Source organism: Microbacterium halimionae (genome assembly GCF_011761265.1).
In the GTDB taxonomy this organism is placed as follows: domain Bacteria; phylum Actinomycetota; class Actinomycetes; order Actinomycetales; family Microbacteriaceae; genus Microbacterium; species Microbacterium halimionae.
Genome location: NZ_JAAOZB010000002.1, coordinates 301,682 through 325,289, shown reverse-complemented (window position 1 = coordinate 325,289; position 23,608 = coordinate 301,682). Strand labels below are relative to the sequence as shown.

Below are 23,608 nucleotides of genomic sequence, written 5' to 3'. Positions count from 1 at the left end.
TTGATCAACCAAACACTCGGCGCCACACGTTGGTGTCGGCGAGGTCGAGCAGTTCGTCGCCGCGACCCGACATCACTGTGCGCAGTGCATAGAGCGCGAAGCCCTTTGCTTGGGCGGCAGTGATCGACGGCGGAATCGACATCTCTTCGCGCGCCACAACCACATCAACGAGCACCGGGCCCGGGTCGGCGAGCGCGCGCGTCAGCGCGCCCTCGAGATCGTTCGGGTCCTCGACCCGAATCCCCGTCATCCCCACCGACTCGGCGACGGCGGCAAAGTTCGGGTTGTCCAGATCAGTGGCGTAGGTTACGAGACCCGCGGCCTTCATCTCCACCTCGACAAAACCGAGCGCAGAGTTGTTGAACACTACGATCTTGATCGGCAGATTGTTCTGCCGAATCGACAGCAGATCGCCCATCAGCATTGAGAGTCCGCCATCGCCCGCGAGCGCGATCACCTGCCGCGAACGATCCACGCCCTGAGCACCCAGCGCCTGCGGCATGGCGTTAGCCATCGACCCATGCGAGAACGACCCGATCAGCCGGCGCTCTTTCGTCATCTGCAGGTAGCGCGCCGCCCAAATCACGGGCGTTCCGACGTCGGCGGTAAAAACGGCATCCTTATCGGCCAGTTCATCGAGCAACCGCGCCACGTACTGCGGGTGAATCGGCGCCTTGCCGTCGTTGTTGGCGAGACCGTCAAGCTCGCGCCGCGTCTTCTTGTAGTGCTTCACGCTGTCGCTCAGGTGCGCATCGCTTCGCTCCCCCGAAAGCAACGGCAACAGAGCGGATGCCGTCGCCTTAACGTCGCCCACCATCCCCAGGTCGATTGGCGTGCGTCGCCCCAGCTGTTCGCCGCGAATGTCTACCTGGATGATGGTCGCTTTTTCGGGGTAGAACTGGCGATACGGCAGGTCGGTGCCAAGCATCAGGAGCACGTCGCAGTGCTCCATGGCGCGATACCCCGATGCGAACCCGAGCAGCCCCGTCATCCCGACGTCGTACGGGTTGTCGTACTCGATGTGCTCTTTGCCGCGGAACGCGTGCACGATGGGCGCCTGCAGCTTCTCGGCGAGCGCGAGCACCTCGGCATGAGCCCCGGCAACTCCGGCACCGGCGAGAATCGTCACCTTCTCGGCGTCGTTCAAGAGCCCCGCAGCCTTGGCCAGCACGGCATCCGCTGGCACAGTGTGCGACGACGACGCCTGAATCGCAGCCGACGGCCGGCGCTTGGGCGCATCGGCGAAGAACACATCCCCCGGAACCACAACAACGGCAACACCCCGACGCTCGACAGCTGCGCGCATGGCGGTTTCGAGCACCCACGGCATTTGCGACGGATCAGAGACGAGCTCGCAATAGACGCTGCACTCGCGAAAGAGCTCCTGCGGGTGGGTCTCTTGAAAGTAGTTGCTGCCGATCTCTGACGACGGAATGTGCGAGGCGATAGCCAGCACCGGCACCCGGGAGCGCTGCGCATCGAAGAGCCCATTGATGAAGTGCAGGTTTCCTGGGCCACAGCTACCCGCAACGACAGCGAGCTCGCCGGTCACCTCGGCTTCGGCACCGGCAGCGAACGCTGCTGCCTCTTCGTGCCGGGTGTGCATCCACTCCAGCGAGCCGTGGGTGCGCATCGAATCGGTGAAGGCGTTGAGGGAGTCTCCGGGAAGACCCCACACTCGTTTCACCCCGGCGCGAGTGAGTGTGTCGACGAACAGATCTGCGATCGAATCGGCCATGATTCCACGCTACGCGGCGGGCACGCTGAGAGGCAGGGGTTGCATTTTTATCCCCTTGTTGTAGGGCACCGTAATGAACATGTGAGTTGCCTGGCAGAAGTGGCTGTGGCTTGCGTCACGCCCCAATTCTCGGAATCGTAGCCAACCCCGCAGCAATCCACGGAAGGAGAGCTTTTATGCTCACGCTCACCGAGAACGCAGCAAGCGCTGTTAAGAACATCACGGCACAGATTCCCACCGAAACCGGTGGTCTTCGCATTCGAGACACCGGAGCCGAAAACTCAGGCTTCGAGCTCGCACTCGTGCAGGCCCCCGAAGAAACAGATGCCGTCGTCGAAACTGACGGCGCACGCGTGTTCGTCGACGAGGTCGCAAAGGTCGCGCTCGATGACCGCATCCTCGATGCAGAAGTTTCCGAAGACGGATCGGTTCGATTCGCCCTCGGCGTTTCCGCATAACGCAGTCTTTTACACAACGCCCCCGGGTTCATCCGGGGGCGTTGTGCTGTGTCTGGGTAGCAGTCCAATCAGGATGCCGTGGCATCCACCGCCCGGGTTAACACTTGATTTTTTGCGAGCACAGCACCGCGTAGGGCCACACGGGCGCAATTGGCTTCTTGAAGCACTCCAATCCGTGCTTTGGAATCGAAGTATCGATCCCAAAGGAGAAGCCCATGATCATCTTTTTGTGCCTCATTGCAGCACTAGTTCTTGCGGCGGTTTCGGGAACGATCATCACGGTGATCCGCGACGGCTACAGCGCACGCCCCGAACGAGCCGACTACGACTCGCGGCAACCTCACGGCGTCATGGAGCGGTAATCGGTCCCACGCTGGATGTCGCGAGGTCGAACGCTGCAACACCGCCGGGGGCAAGACCGTAGGCCAACCCGAGGCGCAGCGCACTTACTGCGTGCTGTGCGCTTGAGAGTCCGGATTCTGCGATAAAGCTCGTCCCCGGCGGAGCGCCCGGCTGATCCGGCTGAACGTTCACCATGACAGACAAAATGCTGGGCAACTCAGTGAGCACAGCCGAGACCGCGCCAAGCACAGCAGCAACGAGATCAACCAGTTGCGTGTCGACTGAGTCGAGAGCGCCGTTCACGGTTGCCGTCACCTGAGCGGCGATCGGAGCGACGAGACTCGTCTCGAGCGCGAGGATTGAGTTGGTGAGCGTCGTCAGCGTGATGCCGAGAATGGCGTTCAGGATGGTGCCGATCAGGGTGACATTCGACAGCGCCGTTACGTTGACGTCGAGCACCAACCCACCACCGATGATGCTGCCAATCGTGGCGGTGGCATCGAGATCGACCCGCACGATGTTCGTCGCGCCAATAGGTACGAGAGCCACCACAATCGCCGGCGACGACACCACAACGCTCAGGTCGATGGTCAGCGTCGCGGCATACACCGCATCCTGAATGGTAGTAAATACTGCCGCACGCCAGTTGTTCAGCAGCGCGGTCGTGTTTGCCAGGATGCTGGACACGACACCGGCGTCGAGCACCAATTCGGTATTCGCTGGTTGGTCGTTCAGCGCACCTATGAAGTACTCCAGATCAACATGCACGAGCCCGCTAACAAGATCGACGCTGACGCCATCTCCCACAAGGTTGTCGTCGAGAAGAGCCGATACCGCGGTGAAGTCGAGTCCGGTGAGTGTGACATCACCAGTGGTGGCGCCCAGGTTCAGGCCCGCAACGATCGGCGCGAGCGCATCCGTGAATATCTTGGAGATGAGCCCGTTGACACCGGTCAGCGCGTTGAGATCGGTCTGCAGCCCGGGGAGCACGGTGGATGTGATCGAGCTACCCAAACCAGCAACGAGCGGGCTATCGATGTCGAGCTCTAGCGACGCAACCCCGTAGTCGCGTGAGACCCCACTGACCGATCCATCACCCCAGATATCGGACCGGAGCGCATCACACCAGTCCAGTTGCGAGCTTGAGCCCACAGCTCCGATGCGCACGTCAGTGCCGGCGATCCCCGAGATGCCAGGCAACAAAGAGTCGAGAGTGAGCACCGCAGGCTCAGGTAGCTGATCATCGGGGGTGATCGCCGACACCAAGACGGCGCCGCTGTTGTTCACGAGTCCAGCAGCCGCGGCACCCGACCCGTGCCCGTTAACCCTCGCGTATTGGTTAACAGCGCCCAGGCTTCCCACCGGCAGGCCGATCTGCAACGGGCTCAGGTCAAGAATGGGAAGCGAAATGACCCCCAGCGAAAGCGGGTTGGCGTAACTGTGCGCCGGGGGTGTCGCGCCGAGATTCGCGGCACTGCCCGGATCAACCGTCACCGAGCCACCGTTATCCATTGCCAGCCCGACTCCCTTGAGCTCAACCAGCGGGTCAAGATCGACCCCGAGCAGGTCGCCGCGTAAAAACCGGGCATTCGATTCCGCCGCGTAGCCGGTATCTGCACCGCACTCGATCTGTGAGGTTCCGACGGATGCGGGGTGCACCCATTCCTCATCGCTCCATGCACCCACCGACGCGGTGGGGAACACGACTCCCGCTGCCGCGATGACGGCGATCGACCCCAGAAGCGCAGAAGGGCGCTCGCGGTCGTTCATGACCGTGCCCGCCGCGCATTGCGCGAGATGCGGCGAGCGATCACCAGCATGATCAGCCCAGAACCCACAACGACGAGTCCGGTGACCATCCACCCGATCGCCTCGCCACCGCCCGTGGCGGGCAAGAAAGCGAGTCGTGCCGCATCACTAGCCGCGGGGTTCCCCGACGTGCTTCCAGTACCGCCGGTGGACGTTCCCCCAACAGTCTCCACCGCGATGGGTCCGTCATCTCCCGACACGATGAAGCCGATTCCGACCTCCCCGGGAAGACCGACGATCTCCGTGTCCGCATCATCGGCCACGCTCAGTGTGACGAGAAACTCACGCGGCGCTCCTTCACGAAGAACACCGAGTGATTCTCTCGGGCAAGGTTCACGAAAATCTTCACGAGGAGTTGCGTTAGCTACGACGACAGAACCGCTGGGGCACGTCGGTGCTTCTGGAAAAGATACCCACGACATGTCGCAGAATTCCATAGTCACGTGCAGCCCCTGCGGATGCTCCACAAGCTCGCCAGTCTTCTGAAGTTGAAACTCAAGAAGGCCCTGCTCCTCCCCCACGAGAGCTGTCTGAATCATCCAGTGCGTGGGCTCACCCGGCGAGACGACGAATTCGACTTCCGGGTAGGGTGCGGCAGCCAGGATCAGCCTGCCATCAGACACCGTCTCGGGAATAACGGGAAGGAGGGCTTCCGCCCGAGCCGCAACCACTGTCGACCCCAAAACAATCGCTGCGAGCCCGAGAAGAGTGAGAACAGCGACGCCGACGCGCGAAGCACGTCTCGGTGAGCGGGTCATGATTCACTCCGCACCATCATCCCGCGTGGGCCACATAACCCAGGCGATGATGATCGCGGCGATCAGAGTCCCGATGCCGACAAACAGTGGCGACCCCAGAAGGCCGATGGCCGTGCCTACCCCTGGTAGCGAGAAAACAACTCGTTGCGCGTCACGTACGCGGTAAATCTCGGTGTCTGCCCGGGCGTTGGCGTCGCCCTGCATTGTGAGGAATCGCACCTGGCCATCGGCGGCATCCGTTTCAATGCTGACGATGCGGTGAGTAACCGGAATGCTCGAGGTTTCGCGAGGAACTGTCACCACGTCACCTACTTGGAGCGCAGTGGCACGCACATCCTGCACGACGATGAGTGTTCCCGCGGGCATCGACGGGGCCATCGACCCCGTAAGGATGATCACCAGAGCGAGATGGAAAAGTGCACTGACGACGAACCACAGTGCGCTCGCGATGGCGACGACGGCTACGCCACCCACAACAACACTCTGTGCCCGGTCACCGACGTACTGCCAATCGGTGTGGTGGCGTGCAACGTGGCGCCCACGCTGGCGACGCGGAGACTGCGCACCACGAACCGTGATCGTGGCGGGCGTTGGTCGCAAGTCGCGACGCAGCGTAGGTGCTGTCGTGGTCATGGTCCTCATCTCCCCTCAGTGCTGTGCGAAAACTCAGTGCTCTGCGAAAACTCAGTGCTCTACACCGTCGTCATCACGATCAGGACTGTCCGAAGAACTCCCACATCGGCGACACTGCGCGTCCCATGTAGTCATCGACTGTTGCGGCGCCTGCGGGCACGAGCGGCGAGGGCAGCGAAACCTCGAAGCAGTAGTACTGCACATCACCGGATTCAGCATCGAGTGTCTCAGCGGCAAGACCGGTACTCGAAAGCGCCGCGGCCACTCCGGATGTCGTGTACGCGACGTCTGCGAATGTTGCTGCTTCACAGGTAGGAATCGGGTCGCCCGGTTGAAGTTCAACCGTCGCCACTCGCACAAGCAGCGCATCAAAAAGAAGATCGTCAGTGTCGTTCACGCCGGTGACCTGCGCTGCAGTTGCAGCCAGCGCGGGGTTGAGAGCGAGAGTGCCGGTGATCGAATCGGAGGTTGTGCGAAGCGCAACACCGGAGTAGGTCGCATCGCCGGGCGTCAACGCGAGAGCGTTTGGAGAGAACGTCACTTCGTTACCAGGAGCGGCTTCTTCTTGCACCCACGTCGCCCCATCGATCGACTGCTCGACCTCGAACGTGCTGGTCGCTACCCCGACTGCATCCGCGCCGTTTCCGCCGAAAATCCACTCGCTATCTGTCCACGCTGCAAACGTTGCAGTCGCGCCGAGCCCCAGCACTCCGACGCCCGCGGCGAGCGCCAGGATGCGACGTCTGCGGTTGCGGGTCTTCGTTGCTCCGGTGGTGTTCATGATCGTCTCCCTTGACTCTCCGTACGCTGAGGCCTCCCCAACGCTGGTCGCTCTTGCGGCCTCATCCAGAGAGTAGGACGGGCGAAACCACACGGAGACGCAGAAAAGCTGCATGCCAGTAGGAGCTCAGTAGTGCACCAGTAGTGAGCTGAGAGCGCTCTCAGTAATTTTCAGAGGGGGTGCCCGTCGACCCTCGATTCCGGTAACGTTCGCTGTGTTGGGCAGGGGGTGAGGCGTGTTTTCAGAAGAATCATCAGGATGGCGAGCGCACGACGGGCCGTTGCACGTTGTAGGAGCAGACCGCGATCCGACACAGCTTGCGAAGATCCTCGAAGCCGGAATCAGCGTGGTCGTCGTCGGCACCCAGGGATCAGGCAAGAGTTTTCTTTGCGCAGCTGTCGTTGAAAAGCTTCGCGAACGAGAGCACGATCCACTTCTCCTCCACGGCGTGCGCGCCCTGCAGTCCGTGCGTTTCGGTGCTGTCACCGTCTGCGAAGACGACCGAGCGCTCCCACTTCTTGGCGCTGTCGACCTTGAGTCGTCGCAACCCTCTGCACGGCGTCAATCGCCGATACCCATTCTTGTGATCGACGATGCCGAGTACCTTGACGACGCGACAACGGACTCGCTTCTCCGCGTGCTTTACAAGCGCTTTGCGTGCGCCCTGATCTTCATGACACCAAGTGAGACAACGCAGCACGATAGCGCCGCCAGTCGCTCACGTCACGCATTCACCGAGCTGTGGTCTTCTGGAATGGCGCGCCGACTCGATCTCACCGATCTCACAAAAGCCGAGGCAGACGCGCTCATTGCAACTTTTATCGGCACAACAGACATCGACAGCGTGACTCAAGCGTCTCTCCAAGAGTGGTCAGGCGGCTCCCGCTTGATTTTGCGAGAGCTGTGCATGCTCGCCACTCAACACGAAGACGATCATTTCCCCGCTGCACGCGAGCCACAGCTACCTGCGATTGCTGACACTGTTCGTCATCAGCTGAGCAACCTGCCACAAGATGCCGGAACCGCACTTGCGCTTATTGCCCGCATTCGGGGGATTTCTTATGCTCGCGCGAGCCGTGTCATTCGCCCGACGACCGTGGCGGCTCTTATCTCAATACGCCTCATCATTGAAAGTGGCTACCCCGTCCGTCGGCTCTACGTGAACCCTGCGGTGAGTATGGTTGCGCACTCGATCGTCGCAGATGAAGAAGTAGAGCGGTTGCTCGACGAAGTGATCGGAAGAGCGGGCGAAGACCTTGGCTCGCTCGCACCACCTGGTCCAGGAATCGGCACAGAACTTGCGTTGCGCTGGCTGCGCGGCGAAGATGCCGCAGCAGATCCGGCGTATCGCAGTCAGGTTTTTCTTTCTGCTGCACGGTCGGCGACGTCGACCGGAGAGCACGATCTTGCGGGTGTCTTCGCACGCGAAGCGCTCGGCGGCGGGTTCGATGCTCAAGCCATCGCGATCATGGCGTTTTCGTTGTTGTCGACCGGAAACGTATCCGCCGCTTCTGCGCTTCTTCGCGAGTGGACGATCGACAAGAAAGTCGAAGAGCACGACAACGTTCTCGCGTTGTGGACAGCGGTCGCCGTTTCGCTCCCAAGCGCCGACGCCGTCGATCTCGTTGAATCGCATTTACGGATCAACGGCGATCTCTCCCCCGCCGATACCAGCATCCTCAACGCTGGTCGCGCGCTCACCGCGCTCATGGAGCTCCGCCTCGACGAAGCGCTCGAGGTGGCACTCACCACGATGAATTCGCAAACCTCGACCGGGACCGCTCGTCTCACATCTGCTCTCACAGCAGCGGTAGCGGCGACCCTCAATAATTCGTGGTCAACGGCTATTGAATGCTTGGCGCTGGCGGATCAGTTCAACCGAGACCCTGTAACCGGTCGTATCCGCAACGCGCAAACCGCTGCAGCAGCAGCGTGCGTCGAGACAATATGCCGGGTATTGACCGGCGTTTCGGTGGATGCCATCAACGCGAAAGTATCTCAGCTCATGACGAATGCTGTCGTTAGTGACGATCGTCTCGTTTTGAGCGTGCTGAGCTGGATCACCGCCACTCTTTCGTACTTCCACGGAGACCTGCGCAGAGCACGTACCGATATCGCAGCCTCCGAACGTCGTGTGCGCATCATCGTGCCGCAAGTCGCTCAGGCAATTCGCGCCCAGCGCGCGATGATCCTCAGAGCACTCGGCGAACATGACGCTGCAGACAACCTCGCTGACGCACTCTCATCAGAAGCTGCGCGTCCACTTTTGAAATATCTCATTCGTCGCGCACAGATGACGTCGCCACACTCGACAGAGACTTTTGCGCCCACGGGTGTCCCGATGCTCGATATTCACGATTCTTACCGGGCTGGGCTTATTGATCCACCGAAATACGCTGATCTGCTTGATGGGCTTGTTGTCGATAGCCGCGGAGCATTCACTCGCGCAATGGCTGATCATGTGCGCGGACTTGCTGATGCAGATGCGGATCGGCTGATGGCAGCAGGCCTGGTTTTTGAGGAACTCGGTGCGTTCGACCAAGCCGCCAAAGCGTTTGCCGCTGCAAGTGAAATCGAGGCAGATCAGGGCCACAAGCGTGCTTCGGCGGTGGCCGCAGCACGCGCAGGCGATGCGCGGATGCACACCGGCGCATCGGCGGAATCGACGACTTTTCGTCCGCCGGCGGCGGTGCTGACACCCCGCGAGTACGAAATCGTGACGTTGGTAGCCCAAGGGCATAGCGACAAACAAATCGCAGCAGATCTCTTTCTCTCGGTGCGCACCGTCGAATCTCACCTTTACCAGGCACGAGCAAAACTTGGGGTTCCGTCGCGACGTGACCTTGTGGACGTTCTCGGCTTCCCTGAGTCCTAGCCTCACCGGTAATCGCGCGAGCGGTGCCCCACCCCCACCTGCAGGTCTTCGAACCGGTCGGCGACAAGGTTTGTCACGCCCTCGGGAGAACGCTCGAGAATACCCCGCACAATCACGGCGGGCGAGTCGCGCGCAACCCGGCGGTGACGGGTAAAGACACCCACCGAGCAGATCACGTTGATGATGCCGTGCTCGTCTTCGAGATTGAAGAACGTAATACCGGATGCCGTCGCCGGCCGCTGCCGGTGCGTCACAAGACCAGCAATCTCGACGCGGCGGCCCGGTTCATGCGTGCGCAGCTCTTGCGAGGTCAACACACCTCGTGCATCAAGAGCAGCGCGAAAGTGCGTCATCGGGTGATCGTCGGTCGAAATACCGGTAGCCCAGAGGTCGGAGGCCAATTGCTCGTAGCTGGAGGGATCAGAAAACAACGGGGGCTGCACGGAGATGAGTGAGCCCGGCAGAAACTCCTCGCGGTCGGTTGCAGCCGAGCCCGCAAGCCACAGCGCTTCACGGCGGCTGAGGCCGAAGCTCTCGAAAGCACCTGCTGTCGAGAGGGCTTCGAGGTGCGCTTCGGTCACACCGGTGCGGCGGACGAGATCGCGCATATCGCGGAACCGGCCCTCCGCTTCTCGCGCGGCGACGATACGCTCAGCCACTGCAACGCCCACGCCCTTGACGGCGGCAAGCCCCATGCGCACAGAGAGCGAACCATCGCGGCGATGCGCGGCTGACTCGTCGGGAGCAGTGGCATCGAACGTGTCGACCGGGGGCTGCGTGCGGTGCGTGCATGGCGGCATACCGGTCGGTGGCGCTTTGGAGCCAGCTGTGGGCGCGGCATCCGCCTGTTCTGTTTGAAGGCTCGCGTGCGCGAACGAACGTTGGATATCGGGGCGCAGCACTTTGACGCCATGCCGGCGAGCATCGGCCACGAGGGTGGCGGGTGAGTAAAACCCCATGGGTTGCGCGCGAAGGAGCCCCGCCAAAAACGCCGCCGGGTAGTGCAGCTTGATCCACGAGCTGGCATACACAAGCAGCCCGAACGAGAGCGAGTGCGACTCAGCGAAACCGAAGTTGGCGAACGCTTGAATGCGGGCATAGATCGCGTCGGACTCTTCCGGCGACAGCCCGTTTTCGGCCATGCCGATGTAGAGCTGCTCACGAATCGAGTCGATGCGTTCGAGCCCGCGCTTCGACCCCATCGCACGGCGCAGAGTATCGGCTTCTTCGGCGCTGCAGTTGCCGATCACCACAGCCATCTGCATCAGTTGCTCTTGAAAAACCGGAATGCCGAGAGTGCGCTCGAGCACCGGCTTGAGCTTCTCGTGTGGGTACGTCACCTCTTCGTCACCGATTTTGCGCCGCACAAAAGGGTGCACGGCCCCACCCTGAATCGGGCCCGGGCGAATGAGGGCGATCTCAATCACGAGGTCGTAAAACCGGCGTGGCTGCAGGCGCGGCAGCAGCCCCATCTGCGCACGCGACTCCACCTGGAATACCCCGATCGAGTCGGCCCGGCACAGCATGTCGTACACGGCGGCTTCTTCTTTGGGAATCGCATCGAGGTCCCAGGTCTCCCCCGTCGCATCACGCACGAGATCGAAGCAGTACTGGAGGGCTGCGAGCATGCCAAGGCCCAGCAGGTCGAACTTCACGAGCCCCATCCAGGCGGCGTCGTCTTTGTCCCACTGGATGACAGTGCGGTTCGGCATCCGTGCGTGCTCGATCGGCACCACCTCACCCACGGGACGATCGGTGAGCACCATGCCACCCGAGTGAATGCCGAGATGTCGCGGCGCCTTCAGCATCTCACCCGCGAACGCCAACACCTGGTCGGGGATGTCGTGGCTGCCGGCTTGCGGCCCGTCGCCCCAGCGGTCAACCTGCTTCGACCATGCGTCCTGTTGGCCGGGTGAGAACCCGAGCGCCCGGGCCATGTCGCGCACGGCGTTCTTCGGCCGGTACGTAATGACGTTCGCCACTTGCGCCGCACGCTCGCGTCCGTAGGTCTGGTACACCCACTGGATGATCTCTTCACGGCGATCAGAGTCGAAGTCGACATCGATGTCGGGCTCTTCTTCGCGCATGCTCGACAAAAACCGCTCGAACGGCAGGCCATAAAAGATCGCGTCGACAGCCGTGATTCCCAAGACGTAACAGACAGCACTCGAGGCCGCAGACCCACGCCCCTGACACAGGATGCCGCGGCGACGCGCCTCGACAACGATGCCGTGCACGATCAAGAAGTAGCCGGGAAAGTCCTTTGCCTCGATCACATTGAGCTCTTTATCGAGCCGAGCCCGATGCCCTTCTGGCATGTCGGGGTAGCGCTCTGCGGCCCCTCGCCACACCAATTGACGCAGGTGCGACATGGGAGTGTGGCCGGGCGGAACATCTTGCTTGGGCAGTGCAGGTTTAGCGCTCTGGAGCGGAAAAGCCAGCTCGTCGGCGAGCGTGACGGTGCGCGCAACAGCCCCCGGGTAGCGGGCGAAACGCGCTGCCATCTCGGCACCTGATCGCAAAAACGCGCCACCGTGTGCGGGTAGCCAACCGTCGAGTTCATCCATGCTGCGGTTTGCGCGGACGGCCGCAATCGCGGTGGCAAGCAGTCGCTTTTTCGGCGAGGCGTAATGCACGTTGCCGCTGGCGAGCACCGGCAACGACCGCTCGGCAGCAAGACCTGCCAACACATCGTTCGTGCGCTGATCGGTCGGGTCGCCGTGGTCGATGAGTTCGACCTGCACAGCGTCGTGGCCAAAGAGGTCGACAAGGATGTCGAGCTCTCGCGCTGCGGCGTGGGGCCCGGACTCGGCGAGCGCCCGCCGCACAGCGCCCTTGCGGCATCCGGTGAGAATCGCCCAGTGACCGTCGGCCCGCTGGGCGAGCTCGTCGAGGTCATAGTGGGGGCGCCCTTTTTCGGCGCCCTGCAATTGTGCGGAGGTAAGGGCTCCCGCGAGCCGGTGGTACCCCTCTTGACCACGCGCGAGCACAAGCAAGTGCGCGCCTACGGGGTCGGCCACTCCCTTTTGAGGTGTGGGTAGCTCTAGCGACATCTCAGCACCGAAAACAGTGTCGACACGTCGAGTCTGTGCGGCCTCGGCGAAGCGCACGATGCCATAGAACCCGTCGTGGTCAGTGAGAGCGAGTGCGTGGAGCCCCAGCCGCTCGGCCTCTTCTACGAGCTCTTCGGGAGAAGACGCCCCATCGAGAAATGAATACGACGAATGCACGTGCAGTTCGGCGTACGGCACCGCATCTACTGGGCGTTCAATCTCTGGCGGCACGTAGGGCCCACGCTTGTGCGACCAGGCGGGGCTGTCTCCGCCGTCGGCGCCCGGAGGTCGCTCGCCCTCACGCCCAGAGTCGCTCAGTACACGTTCGAATTCGGCCCAGCTCACCGGTGGGTTATTGAACCCCATCAGTCATACCTCGCCTCTGCCGCCCATACCCCGTTGGTGCACACCAACAGCCATGCGAGCTGATCGTCGTCGACGATCTGAAAGCGATGCGTCGTATGAGCTCGGTCGGCATCCCACTCGCGCTCGATCACGGGCCATGGTCCCGCCCACGAGGAAATGGCCGAACGCCTGCCACGAACGATCAATACCTCCGGCTCGGCGGTGAGAGTGCCGCGCTCATCGACGTCAACGTCCATGCCGCCCGCCGCTTTCACTTCGACCGGCAAAAGCTCCGGAAACACCGACGCCGGCAACGGCGCGGGCAGATGCCCCGGCCATGGCTGTGCGCGTTCGCGCGCGAGCACAGCCCGGTCTCCCCACGGCACCAGCACCCGCCGCTCCGCGAGTAACCGCCCGCCACCAACAGCCGGAGTCACCACACCTCGGTGCCCAAGCATCGCCTGCACGCGCGAAAGCGCATGGTGCACTCGCTCATCGGGTCCGCCGCCAAAGAGCCCGGTGTGGTGGTGGGATGCCGCATCCACAGCCTCCGGAGACAGCCGCACTCGCCCCACCCCTGTCACCAGATGCTGCGCATCTTCGCCCAGTTGCCACCTCACCCGGTCAACCACCGCCGCCGCATCGAACGCCGTCGGATGCAGCCACACCCGCTCACTGTGCTCGGCGCGGTCTCCCGTGAGCTCTACCCGCAGTTCGGTGCACACAAGATCAAGCGCTCCGAGGGCATCGATGAATTCTGAAGCGGCAAGCCTGATACCGAACGCCACGTGTTCTGCAGCCTCAACGGGCGGTTCGAATATGACCTCTCGATCAAGCTCCGGCGGTGGCGTTCGTGGGTCGACACCGCGCGAGTCACGCCCGGATGCCAGCGCAAACAGCCGCTCGCCGTGCGGGCCGAGGCGCTCTGCGACGCGGGATGAGTCAAGGCCTGCGAACTGGCCGAGTGTCTGCACGCCCAATCGGCCGAGGAGCAGTGCCACCTCGGCATCTTCCAGAACCGCCACCGGCATCGGCGCCAAAAAGCTCGCTGACTCCCCCGGGGGCACGATAATCACCGGCGCCTGCACTGTCGCGACGTTGCGTGCGGCCCGTTCCGCGGTGAAGACACCATCGGCAACTCCCGCGCGTACATCGGCGATACCGAGAGCGATCACAGCCTCTCGCAGCACGTGGGCGGCTTCGCTCTCGCCACCGTAATAGCGCGCTGGCCCGCGAATGCGAAGCGCCAGCAGCCCCGCACGCAAAATCTGCACTCCGGGTGCCCGCTCTTCGACAGCGGCAACAGCGGGAGCAAATGCGCGGTGGTCTCGTTCGAGATCGGTCGAAATGATCGTGAGCTGCGGACACCGCGCCTGCGCATCGCGCCGCCGCTGCCCGCGCCGCACGCCCTCAGACCGAGCAGCCGCAGAGCACGCCACGACAACGTTCTTTTCCACCACCGCAACAGGCTCGGCAACAGGTGCGGCAGCGTCGAAAAGACCGCTGTGTGCTGCCGCAATGATCGGCCAGTCGGGCACCCACAGCACGAGCGTGCGCACTGGTTCTGACACGTCAGCCCACCGCTCTCATGGCGGCTCGATAAGAACCAACAGAAACGGATGCCGCGGCAACCTCGCCCTGCGCATCGGGCAGCAGAATGCGCGCTCGGCGCGGAACAGCAGTACGCCGTGAATGCACAGTGACCGTCAATGCGCGCTCTTCAAGAAGCCCGTGGCCGGCCCCGAGCCCCGACCACTGCGGATCACTCACGTCGAGGGTTGCTTCGCTCTGCGGCCACGCTCCCTGAACGAGCAGCACAGTCCCTTTTTCGCGCAATCGCGCGGCGAGCCGAGCTGCATCGCCGTCAGACACCCGCGCGGGCGGACGCACCGCCACCACCGGCAGCACATCGGCCAGGGTTGCAACAACTGCCAGCCAGCGTGGACCGGGGTCAGGAATGAGCACAAGCCGATCAAGGTCAACGCCCGCGTGTTCGGCGGCTTCGATGCCCAAGTACGGAATTCCGACGGCTGCGCACCACGACCCCGCACGCGATGGGCGGGCCAACAGCGACAGAAGAAGCGCACCCGATGGCGCGAGCGAATAGGAGGCTCCCGCGCGTAATCCTCCCCCGGGCAGAATCGCCGAAAGGGCGGGAGGTGCCGGAAACACCGGGGCATCCATGCGGCGCCCCTCGGCGCGTTCGAGCTGTGCGCGCAGGCGCTGCACATTCTCGGTCGTCGCCGCTGTCATGGCATCCTCATCCCTACAGGCTAGAACTTATGTTCTAGCAATTCAATGCAGGTTTCGAAGATAACAACGACATCCGACACTGGCTGTTACGGTGTCGCGTCGCTCCTTGCCAGTTGGCGCGACGGCACGCGAGGCGGAAGGCTGCCCCACAGTACCCCGACAATCACAAGCGCCAGGCCGATTGCCTGAGCAATGCCGAATGCTTCACCGGCCAAAACCACTCCCAGCACGACACCCGTCACCGGATTAAGCAATCCGATAATGCCGACAACACCGGCTGGCAACTTCGAAAGTCCGGTAAACCACACGGCATACGCCAGAGCTGTCGCGATAACGATGATGTAGACAAAGCCGGCAATCGCTCCGCCGTCGAGTACGGGTGGTGCACCCTCCACCACGACGGCGACCGGCAGCACAACCAGAGCACCCGCAATCAGCTGCCATGCCGTCATCGCGAGCGGCGGAACATCACTGCCCCACCGAGTCGTCAACACAAACCCGACAGAAGACGCCAACATCGCCCCCACCGACGCAACAACGCCCCACGCATCAACCGGACCAGCACCCGGCCCCAGCATGATGACCACGCCCAGAATTCCCACACCCGCTCCCAGAGCTGCCGCAGCGCGCGGCTTCTGTCGCAAGAGCAACCAGGCAAAGAGCATCATCGCAGCCGCCGAGGTCGACATGAGAGACGCAGCCAAACTCGTCGGAATCCGCTGACCCACGATGTAGATGAGCACCGAAAAGCCGCCCACGTTCAGCACGCCCAATACTGTCGAGCGCCACCACCAGCTTCCTCGCGGGAGCTTGCGCGCAAGCAGCAAGACCAAGAGCCCCGCCGGCAAGCACCTGATCACGCTGCCCCAGAGCGCAGCATCCGCTGGCAAGAGGTGCCGAGTCACAAAGTACGTACTCCCCCAGGCAATCGGCGCGATTGCGGTGAGCAGCATCCATCGGACTCTTTTATCTTCCACGGAAGATACTTTAGCTTCCAAGGAAGATAAAGTCGAGACATGGATGCCACTTTCCCCGATGACCGCGTCGCGCACATTCAGCGCGAGTGGGCGCGCGAACGCCCCGATCTCGACCCTTCACCACAGGGCCTCATCGGAAGACTCCACCGGCTCGCCCTCGCACTCACCGAAGAACTCACCGAGGTGTACGACCAGTTCGGCCTCACCGAAGCAGAGTTTGACCTCTTAGCCTCGCTCCGCCGCACCGGCGCCCCCTACGCGCACCGCGCGAGCGATCTGGCAGCACACACGATGGTGACTTCTGGCGGACTCACGAAGCGGGTAGACCGCCTCATCGAACGTGGGCTCGTCGAACGCGCACCCTCGCAGGCCGACGCACGTCAGCGAATCGTGCAGCTGACACCCGCAGGCCTCACGCTCATCGACGACGCATTCTCAGCCCACATGGCAAATGAGCACCGACTCGTTGGGCAGCTTGACCCCGCCGACCGCGCGGCCCTCGAACCGCTCCTCGCCCGGTGGCTGGGATTGTTCGAGACGCGATAGCAGGCGCTACGCGGCAAGCGGCAGATACGGTTCCCACTGCGGGTCAGCGCGCTCCACGCCACGAACCGTCCAGTGCGACCCCCGCGGTGCACCCGGCACGAGCCGCAGTGTCCACGCCATTTCTTGCGGCGTGCGGTTGCCCTTGACGTTATTGCACCGCAAACAGCAGGCGACGAGGTTTTCCCACGTACCCTTACCTCCCCGCGAGCGCGGCAGCACGTGATCGATCGTTGACGCAGCATTTCCGCAGTACGCGCAGCGGTGCCCATCACGACGCAGCACACCGCGGCGAGTCACCGGCGCACGGCGCGCACCGGGAACGCGCACGTACCGGGTGAGAACGATCACCGCCGGTCTCTCGTAATGGCCGCTGGCGCTCCAGATGGGCGCGCCCTCAACATGTTCAATCACGGTTGCTTTCTCGTTCATCACGAGCACGAGCGCTCGCTTGAAAGAGACCACAGCAAGCGGCTCATAGCCGGCATTCAGCACCAGTGTGCGCATATCCTGTCCTCCCGAATGGCCGGGAAGGCTTCCCGGATATTCGATTCAATGGACGATCGAATCGCGGAGGGTATGAAAAAAGGCGCCGTCTTCACAGACAGCGCCTTGCAGACACGGCAGAGCCGCAGCATCCAGTCACACAATGCCGAAGTGCGAACATGCCGAATGCATCCATGGTTCGGATGTTCGGTATGTCGTCCATCGGCGCTCTCCGCTTCTCTCAGCGTCGAGTCACAGGGTAACGCACACCACGGGGAGAAGAAGAACGCAGTGGTAAACGATCAGTGTCGTGTCGTACTCAGCCGGCGTTGGACTGCAACCACGGAAGCGGGTTGACGAGCGAACCGTTGATGGTGACCTCGAAGTGGAGGTGGTTGGCTGTCGAGCTACCGGTGCTTCCGACGAGCCCGATGACCTGGCCCGCGGTTACTGTCTGGCCGGGAGACACGACCCGGCTGCCATACGTCATGTGACCGTAGAGGGTTGATACTGACTGGCCGTTGATGACCGAATCGATGACAACGGCAACACCATAGCCACCAAGGCTCTCTTGCGATACACGCACAGTGCCAGAAGCTGCCGCGTAAATCGGCGACCCTGCCGGGGCGAGCATGTCGAACCCGTTGTGGTTCGGACGCGACGGCGGACGGAAGAGGTTGATGTCGGTATACGTGAAGCTGCTGACGGGCCAGCGGACTTCTCCACTGCCGGGTGCAACCATGCTCAGGTCGACAGAAACTGGCACTGACGCCGCTGCGGTCGAGACACTCGCTGCGAGCTGACGAGCACGCTCTGCTGCCGCTTCTTCGGCCTTCTTCTTGTCAATTTCTTCAGAGGTCGTGGCGGAGTAGCTCTCGCGACTGAAGGATTCATCGGTGGCATCCGATGCGATAACGAGCGACTGCGCGTCTTCAGCGGCCATCTGCTGAACAGTTACCGCTTCAGACTCTGGCTGCCATGCCGCATAGGCGGGAAGAGCGACGGTTGCGACGAGGCCACCAACCATCGCGACGATGACGACGCTTCGAGCCGACTTCTTCGCCGCAGCTTTGGTGACAACGCGTTTCGGCATAACGGAACGACGAGACTTTGTAACCGTTTTGTTCGAGGCAGTGGTCGCCGCACGAGCTTCTCGTCGCGAACCCGTGGGGGTCGCCTGCGAGAGGTCGGTGTCGTCCTGAGACGACTCGGTTACTTCAGCCAAACTGTCCTCCGCCGCCTCAACGCTTCGCGCTGGCTTGTCGGCACTCAATATCGGTTACGTATACAAAAATGTGGCCACGACGATCATCCGGAATGATCCCGAGAAGCGATCGACGCGGAGATCTGATGCAAAACCCCTTGGCGGGTTTTTGCCTTCGGGATCACTCGAGGCTACCGGATGGTAACGAATATGTCACGCCGAGGGCGAGCCCAGGGGCCGCTACTCGGACTTGTGGACAAGAAAAATGTGACTCGCAACTTCAACGGGAAGCTCAAGTCCTTCATCGCTGCCATCCATCTGAACGAGCACATAGCCCTCGCTGAACTGGAACGTGCCCTTCGCACCGGGCATCACTCCTGCGGTGCGCAACTGCTGAAGCAGCTCGGGGTCAACCTGGGCGGGTTCAGCGAGACGTCGGATTGTTCCCGTCATCGGTCCGCCACTGGCGTTTAGCGCGCGCACGAGGCTCACAACGCCCTCGCCGAACGTCGATGATGCAGCGTCGCCAAGCTGGTCAAGACCCGGAATCGGGTTTCCGTACGGCGACTCAGTGGGATGCCCCAGCAATTCGACAAGTCGACGCTCGACCTGCTCGCTCATGACGTGCTCCCAGCGGCACGCTTCCTCGTGCACGTACGCCCAATCGAGCCCGATCACGTCGCTCAGCAGACGTTCGGCGAGACGGTGCTTGCGCATCACGTCGATCGCCTTCTGACGGCCCGCCGTCGTGAGTTCGAGCGTTCGGTTGTCAGAGACGACAACAAGCCCATCGCGCTCCATGCGCCCCACAGTCTGAGACACCGTCGGACCCGAATGGCCAAGCCGCTCAGAGATGCGCGCACGCAGCGGAACGATGTGTTCTTCCTCGAGTTCGAGGATCGTGCGCAGGTACATCTCGGTGGTATCGATGAGATCAGTCATGGCATTCCTCGGAGCTGTGAACTAGTAAGTCAAGCCTATCTATACGCGGCTCATCGAAGACCGTTCCAACGCCCACGCTCGCAGCAAAGACATGCGAGCTGTCTCTAGAATCGTGACATGTCTCACGTTGCGCTTCCCCCTAACCTTCTTCCGGCTGACGGACGTTTTGGATGTGGCCCCTCCAAGATCCGTCCGGCGCAGCTCAAGGCACTCGCCCAGTCGGGCTGGTCGGTTCTCGGAACCTCACACCGACAGGCACCGGTCAAGAACCTCGTAGGCAGCGTGCGTGAGCACCTTGGCGAGCTGTTCACGCTTCCTGAGGGATACGAGATCATCGTCGGCAACGGTGGCTCGACAGCGTTTTGGGATGCCGCAGCCTTCGGCCTCATCGAGCACCGCGCCCAGAACCTCGTATTCGGCGAGTTCGGCGGCAAGTTCGCAGCGGCCGCAGCAGCGCCCTGGCTGACAGCCCCCGACGTACGGAAGGCCGAGCCCGGAACGCGCGCCGTCGCTGAAGCTGTCGAGGGGGTAGACGTTTACGCCTGGCCGCACAACGAAACCTCGACCGGAGTGAGCGCGCCCATTGCACGCGTTCACGGCGATGAGGGCGCACTCACTGTCATCGACGCGACAAGCGCCGCCGGCGGCATCGATTTCTCACTCGCTGAGGCAGATGTCTACTACTTCGCACCGCAGAAGAACCTCGGTTCTGACGGTGGCCTCTGGTTCGCAGCCGTGTCACCCGCTGCGATCGATCGGATTGAGCGAATCGCGGCATCCGATCGGTACATTCCCGAGTTCTTGAGCCTGAAAAATGCGCTCGACAACTCGCGCCTCAACCAAACCCTCAACACGCCAGCAGTTTCGACGCTGTTCTTGTTGGAAGAGCAGCTCACCTGGATGCTCAGCAACGGCGGACTCGCCTGGGCTGATGCGCGTACCCACGAATCGTCTGACGCCCTCTACGAGTGGGCAGAAGCCAGCTCGTTCGCGACGCCGTTTGTGGCGAACCCCGCCGACCGCTCTCCTGTTGTCGTCACTATCGACTTCGATGAGTCAATCGACGCCTCAAACATCGCGAAGAGCCTGCGTGCAAACGGCGTCGTCGACACGGAGCCGTACCGCAAACTCGGCCGCAATCAACTACGTGTTGCGACCTTCGTTTCGATCGAGCCCGACGATGTGCGTCAACTCATCCGCTGCATCGACTACACGCTGAAAAACCTCTAGCGCGGAGGTTATTCGTCGGCGGCGTCGTCTTCGTCGGCGGCGTCGTCTTCGTCGTCAGCTTCTTCGTCGTCAGCGTCATCATCGGAGTCGCTGACGTCGAGTTCGTCGATGTCAACGCCGTCAACGTCTCCGGAGTGGAGAATCGGAGACCCGCCGAACTCGTCATCCGAGTCGTCGTCGTCATCCGAGTCGTCGTCGTCATCCGAGTCGTCGTCGTCATCCGAGTCGTCGTCGTCTGAGGCTTCGTTATCTACGTCGTCATTGTCTGAGTCATCGAGTTCTTCGTCCGCGCTCGAGGCAGCCTGCTGCGCGTGGTAGTCAGCGAGACGCACCGCCCACGGAACCCATTCCGGCGCAAGCAACGCGCCATCGTCCGGAATCAGTTCTGTCTCAAGAACTGTGGGTTCGCTGCCGTCGACTCGAGCAACAGACACTGCCCACAGCCACCCCGGGTAGCCGCGCATCCGGTTTTGGAAGAGCAGCGAAATAACGCCATCCGCTTCAACACGATGACCCTGCGGCGCGCCGATCGTGTCGTCGGCCGTGATCTCTTTCAGTGCCGCAAGGGCAAGATCGTGGGCCTCGATAAGCGTGGAATCAGGCGTCGAGATCATCGGCTACCTTGCGGAGAACCGCAGCGACCTTCTTGGCGTGCGAACCGCTCGGGTAACGACCGCGGCGGAGGTCTCCACCAATGTCATCGAGAAGCTTCACTAAATCTTCGACGATGATCGCCATGTCGTCGGCGGGCTTCCGCGAGCGCTTCGCAAGGCTTACCGGCGCATCGAGGACACGAACCGAAAGCGCCTGAAGCCCACGCTTTCCATCAGCGACACCGAACTCCAGACGTGCACCAGCCTTCGGGGCGGGAGCACCCGCGGGAAGCGCTGTGGCGTGCAAGAAAACGTCTTGGCCATCCTCTGCGGTGATGAAGCCAAAACCTTTTTCTTCGTCGTAAAATCTAACCTTGCCGGTGGGCATGGAAACCTCGCTGAAGACGACCCGCTGACGCGGGTAAAACTGAACGGGGCCGGATGCCGACCCTGTTGCTAGCCTACGGCACCGCCGACCAGGAGTAGTGTGGGGCCGATGAGCACCCGTGCCCCTGGCGATGATCTACCGGTACGCCGGATCGACCGCATACTCGCCTTCATGTCTCTTGGACTCGTGATCTTGACGATCGCCCTGTTCTTCGCGATCTTGATCGGCACTTCGGCGGGTGCCAACTTCTCAACGGGCGTATGGCCTGCGGTAGGAATCGTTGTCTATATCGCCCCCATCGTCGCATTCGTCCTCATGTTCATTGTCTTGATCACAGCCTTCGTCCGGAGGGCAAGGGCGAACAAGGATCGATGACGTGAGCGGCCTCTCAGACGAACGCGCCCTTGCGGCTAACCTTTCTGCGCGTTCGCCGGAGGAGCTGGCGTCGCTCCTTGCCCTTCGCGGGGTGAATGCCGCCGCATCGTGGCGTGATTTCTACGATGCTGCTGCAGCGCTCTTGGATTCAGCCTCGATTGATCGGGCCCTCGTTCGCGCCCCTCGTGGCGTACTCGAAATCTTGGTTTCGAGCGCAGACTCCTCGGCTGAGAGCACAGGCTCAATTTCGCCCGAGATCGCACACTGGCTCTTGGCTCGCGGCCTCTCCAACGATGACGGGCACGCATACCGCGCGGTCGCAGAACGGGCGCGCGCTTCAGAGAAGCCCGCTGCGCCGACCGGCGAGCTCGCACCAGACGCGGATGACGTCGCTCCGGATCCCGCCGAAAGCTCGGCCATCGACACGGCAGCTGCGGCCGAGCGAGCATTCACCGCGGTATCGGCACTCACAGATGTGCTGTTGGCATGCCAGCAGGCTCCGCTGCAGCGCGTGGGAAGCGGTGCTGTCGGAGCGGCCGATCGACGTCGTCTGATTGAATCAGCGGCCGTTGCCGACGGCGATGAGCTCGAAGATCTGCTTGGCGCAGCGGAAGATGCTGCGCTGATTCGCGGGATCGATCGCGAATGGATCGTGACATCCGAGGGCGAGCAGTGGCTCAGCGCGGATACTGTTTCGCGGTGGTCCCAGGTTGCAAAGTCGATGGTGGAACGTCTTCCCGACGGCATCCGCACGGCTCACGGCGGTATTTACCAGCCGAACGCGTGGCGTGCCGCCTACCCTCTCGACTCGAGTTGGCCTGCGCGCGCAGTGCTTCTGCACCGGCGCCTCGTGCGATGGGCACTGTTCTTGCCGAACGGCACGGTTCCACCGTGGGCTGCCGCTGTCCACGCGGGAGTTGATCCCGATCCGGCGACGCTCAGTGCAGCTTTCCCAGCCGAGATTGACCGCATATACCTGCAGGCCGATCTCTCGGCGATCGCACCGGGGCCCCTTCTTCCCCGCGTCGAAATGCGTCTTCGCACGATGGCCGAGCGTGAGTCTCGTGCGCAGGCATCGACATACCGGTTCAGTGATTCGAGTCTTTCGAGCGCCATCGCGAGCGGCGAAACAGCAGAGTCACTGCGCGCTTTCCTCTCGGAAATCTCGCTCACCGGCATCCCGCAGCCGCTCGACTATCTGATCGAACGCGCAAGCGATCGCCATGGCCTCGTGCGGGTGCTAGTCGACGAGGTGTCGGGGCGAACCCACGTCGAGAGCGACGACCCGCACGTGCTCGCGACAATCGCCGTCGATCAGAGCGTCCGGAGCGTCGGTCTCGTCTTCGATGAGACCGTGCTTGCCACCGGCGTCGGTCGCGAAGCCGTCTACTGGATGCTCATCGACGCCGGTTATCCCGCGATGGCGTTAGGAAGCGATGGGGAGCGGCAACAGATTCGCCGCCGCGCAACTCCCGGGCGTGGCACTGCGCTGTCGCCCATCGAGCGTTTCGGTGGTTTGATTTCTCAGCTGCGCGCTGGAACGCCCGCTGATGCCGACATCGACACCGTCTGGCGAGAACGCGAACTTGATCGCGCGGTGCGTGAACACGAGATTCTCATCATCGAAGTCGCTCTGCCAGGTGGGGCCACTCGCTCGTTCACAATCGAAGCGACCGGAATCGGTGGCGGCCGACTCCGTGGGCGAGACCGAGCAGCTGATGTCGAGCGCACGCTGCCGATCACGAGCATCGTTCGCGTCGATCGCGCCTGAAGCAACGCTGCTCGGTAGGCCCAGGCACATAGTTACCCACGGTAGGCTCGTACG

The 23,608-nt window shown here is 62.4% G+C and carries 21 protein-coding genes; 7 read left to right on the top strand and 14 right to left on the bottom strand.

Features of this window, described 5'->3' with window-relative positions:
- Window positions 1-4: 4 nt before the first annotated feature.
- A complete protein-coding gene (poxB, locus tag FHS06_RS09310) occupies window positions 5-1,738 on the bottom strand; it encodes a ubiquinone-dependent pyruvate dehydrogenase (protein WP_167048662.1) in 1,734 nt (577 codons plus the stop codon).
- Between the two features lie 176 nt (window positions 1,739-1,914).
- Between poxB and FHS06_RS09305 the strand changes: the two genes are divergently transcribed.
- A complete protein-coding gene (locus FHS06_RS09305; RefSeq protein ID WP_167048660.1) occupies window positions 1,915-2,196 on the top strand; it encodes a HesB/IscA family protein in 282 nt (93 codons plus the stop codon).
- Window positions 2,197-2,411: 215 nt separating this feature from the next.
- Window positions 2,412-2,558, top strand: coding sequence for a hypothetical protein (locus tag FHS06_RS09300; RefSeq protein ID WP_167048658.1), 147 nt, complete (start codon window positions 2,412-2,414; stop codon window positions 2,556-2,558).
- On the opposite strand, the gene FHS06_RS09295 is transcribed toward FHS06_RS09300, so the two are convergent.
- The 4 genes from FHS06_RS09295 to FHS06_RS09280 form a co-directional block, all read right to left on the bottom strand.
- Window positions 2,545-4,308, bottom strand: a complete 1,764-nt coding sequence (locus tag FHS06_RS09295) for a choice-of-anchor G family protein (protein WP_167048657.1) — start codon at window positions 4,306-4,308, stop codon at window positions 2,545-2,547. The two genes, FHS06_RS09300 and FHS06_RS09295, sit on opposite strands and share 14 nt — an antisense overlap.
- The gene (locus FHS06_RS09290; RefSeq protein WP_167048655.1) at window positions 4,305-5,105 is read right to left on the bottom strand and encodes a hypothetical protein; all 801 of its coding nucleotides are present in this window, start codon (window positions 5,103-5,105) and stop codon (window positions 4,305-4,307) included. The genes FHS06_RS09295 and FHS06_RS09290 overlap by 4 nt, the downstream gene beginning before the upstream one ends.
- A gap of 3 nt (window positions 5,106-5,108) precedes the next feature.
- Complete coding sequence (locus FHS06_RS09285; protein WP_167048653.1) at window positions 5,109-5,738, bottom strand: signal peptidase I; 630 nt, start codon at window positions 5,736-5,738, stop codon at window positions 5,109-5,111.
- 79 nt (window positions 5,739-5,817) lie between these two features.
- Window positions 5,818-6,519, bottom strand: coding sequence for a SipW-dependent-type signal peptide-containing protein (locus FHS06_RS09280; RefSeq protein WP_167048650.1), 702 nt, complete (start codon window positions 6,517-6,519; stop codon window positions 5,818-5,820).
- Between the two features lie 235 nt (window positions 6,520-6,754).
- Here FHS06_RS09280 and FHS06_RS14355 point away from each other — a divergent pair, with 235 nt between their 5' ends.
- Window positions 6,755-9,394, top strand: coding sequence for a LuxR C-terminal-related transcriptional regulator (locus FHS06_RS14355; protein WP_167048648.1), 2,640 nt, complete (start codon window positions 6,755-6,757; stop codon window positions 9,392-9,394).
- A 2-nt stretch (window positions 9,395-9,396) separates the two neighbouring features.
- Here FHS06_RS14355 and FHS06_RS09270 read toward each other — a convergent pair whose 3' ends face one another.
- From FHS06_RS09270 to FHS06_RS09255, 4 genes are all read right to left on the bottom strand, one after another.
- Window positions 9,397-12,813: an error-prone DNA polymerase gene (locus FHS06_RS09270; protein WP_167048646.1), complete on the bottom strand. Its 3,417-nt coding sequence runs from the start codon at window positions 12,811-12,813 to the stop codon at window positions 9,397-9,399.
- Window positions 12,813-14,363: a DNA polymerase Y family protein gene (locus FHS06_RS09265; RefSeq protein WP_167048644.1), complete on the bottom strand. Its 1,551-nt coding sequence runs from the start codon at window positions 14,361-14,363 to the stop codon at window positions 12,813-12,815. The genes FHS06_RS09270 and FHS06_RS09265 overlap by 1 nt, the downstream gene beginning before the upstream one ends.
- A 1-nt stretch (window position 14,364) precedes the next feature.
- On the bottom strand, window positions 14,365-15,045 hold the full coding sequence (locus FHS06_RS09260) for a hypothetical protein (protein ID WP_167048642.1): 681 nt from the start codon (window positions 15,043-15,045) through the stop codon (window positions 14,365-14,367).
- Window positions 15,046-15,131: 86 nt separating this feature from the next.
- Window positions 15,132-16,022 (bottom strand): DMT family transporter, encoded by an 891-nt coding sequence (locus FHS06_RS09255; protein ID WP_310734794.1) that lies wholly within the window; start codon window positions 16,020-16,022, stop codon window positions 15,132-15,134.
- 39 nt (window positions 16,023-16,061) lie between these two features.
- On the opposite strand from FHS06_RS09255, the gene FHS06_RS09250 reads away from it, so the two are divergent.
- Window positions 16,062-16,568, top strand: coding sequence for a MarR family winged helix-turn-helix transcriptional regulator (locus FHS06_RS09250; protein WP_167048640.1), 507 nt, complete (start codon window positions 16,062-16,064; stop codon window positions 16,566-16,568).
- Window positions 16,569-16,574: 6 nt separating this feature from the next.
- Here FHS06_RS09250 and FHS06_RS09245 read toward each other — a convergent pair whose 3' ends face one another.
- The 3 genes from FHS06_RS09245 to FHS06_RS09235 form a co-directional block, all read right to left on the bottom strand.
- Complete coding sequence (locus FHS06_RS09245; protein ID WP_167048638.1) at window positions 16,575-17,072, bottom strand: HNH endonuclease; 498 nt, start codon at window positions 17,070-17,072, stop codon at window positions 16,575-16,577.
- A 298-nt stretch (window positions 17,073-17,370) separates the two neighbouring features.
- Window positions 17,371-18,276, bottom strand: coding sequence for a M23 family metallopeptidase (locus tag FHS06_RS09240; RefSeq protein ID WP_243845430.1), 906 nt, complete (start codon window positions 18,274-18,276; stop codon window positions 17,371-17,373).
- A 219-nt stretch (window positions 18,277-18,495) separates the two neighbouring features.
- Window positions 18,496-19,197, bottom strand: a complete 702-nt coding sequence (locus tag FHS06_RS09235) for an iron-dependent transcriptional repressor DtxR (protein ID WP_167048636.1) — start codon at window positions 19,195-19,197, stop codon at window positions 18,496-18,498.
- A 117-nt stretch (window positions 19,198-19,314) separates the two neighbouring features.
- Here FHS06_RS09235 and serC point away from each other — a divergent pair, with 117 nt between their 5' ends.
- The gene (gene serC / locus FHS06_RS09230; protein ID WP_167048634.1) at window positions 19,315-20,427 is read left to right on the top strand and encodes a phosphoserine transaminase; all 1,113 of its coding nucleotides are present in this window, start codon (window positions 19,315-19,317) and stop codon (window positions 20,425-20,427) included.
- Between the two features lie 8 nt (window positions 20,428-20,435).
- Here serC and FHS06_RS09225 read toward each other — a convergent pair whose 3' ends face one another.
- Both FHS06_RS09225 and FHS06_RS09220 read right to left on the bottom strand, forming a co-directional pair.
- Window positions 20,436-21,041, bottom strand: a complete 606-nt coding sequence (locus FHS06_RS09225) for a DUF3027 domain-containing protein (RefSeq protein WP_167048631.1) — start codon at window positions 21,039-21,041, stop codon at window positions 20,436-20,438.
- Window positions 21,025-21,408 carry a cold-shock protein gene (locus FHS06_RS09220; protein WP_167048629.1) on the bottom strand — a complete coding sequence of 128 codons (384 nt, stop codon included), beginning with the start codon at window positions 21,406-21,408 and terminating at the stop codon, window positions 21,025-21,027. Before FHS06_RS09220 ends, FHS06_RS09225 begins: the two co-directional genes overlap by 17 nt.
- Before the next feature lie 108 nt (window positions 21,409-21,516).
- Here FHS06_RS09220 and FHS06_RS09215 point away from each other — a divergent pair, with 108 nt between their 5' ends.
- Both FHS06_RS09215 and FHS06_RS09210 read left to right on the top strand, forming a co-directional pair.
- Window positions 21,517-21,783, top strand: coding sequence for a multidrug ABC transporter ATPase (locus FHS06_RS09215; RefSeq protein ID WP_165141989.1), 267 nt, complete (start codon window positions 21,517-21,519; stop codon window positions 21,781-21,783).
- A 1-nt stretch (window position 21,784) separates the two neighbouring features.
- Window positions 21,785-23,554 carry a helicase-associated domain-containing protein gene (locus tag FHS06_RS09210; RefSeq protein WP_167048627.1) on the top strand — a complete coding sequence of 590 codons (1,770 nt, stop codon included), beginning with the start codon at window positions 21,785-21,787 and terminating at the stop codon, window positions 23,552-23,554.
- The last annotated feature ends 54 nt before the right edge of the window (window positions 23,555-23,608 follow it).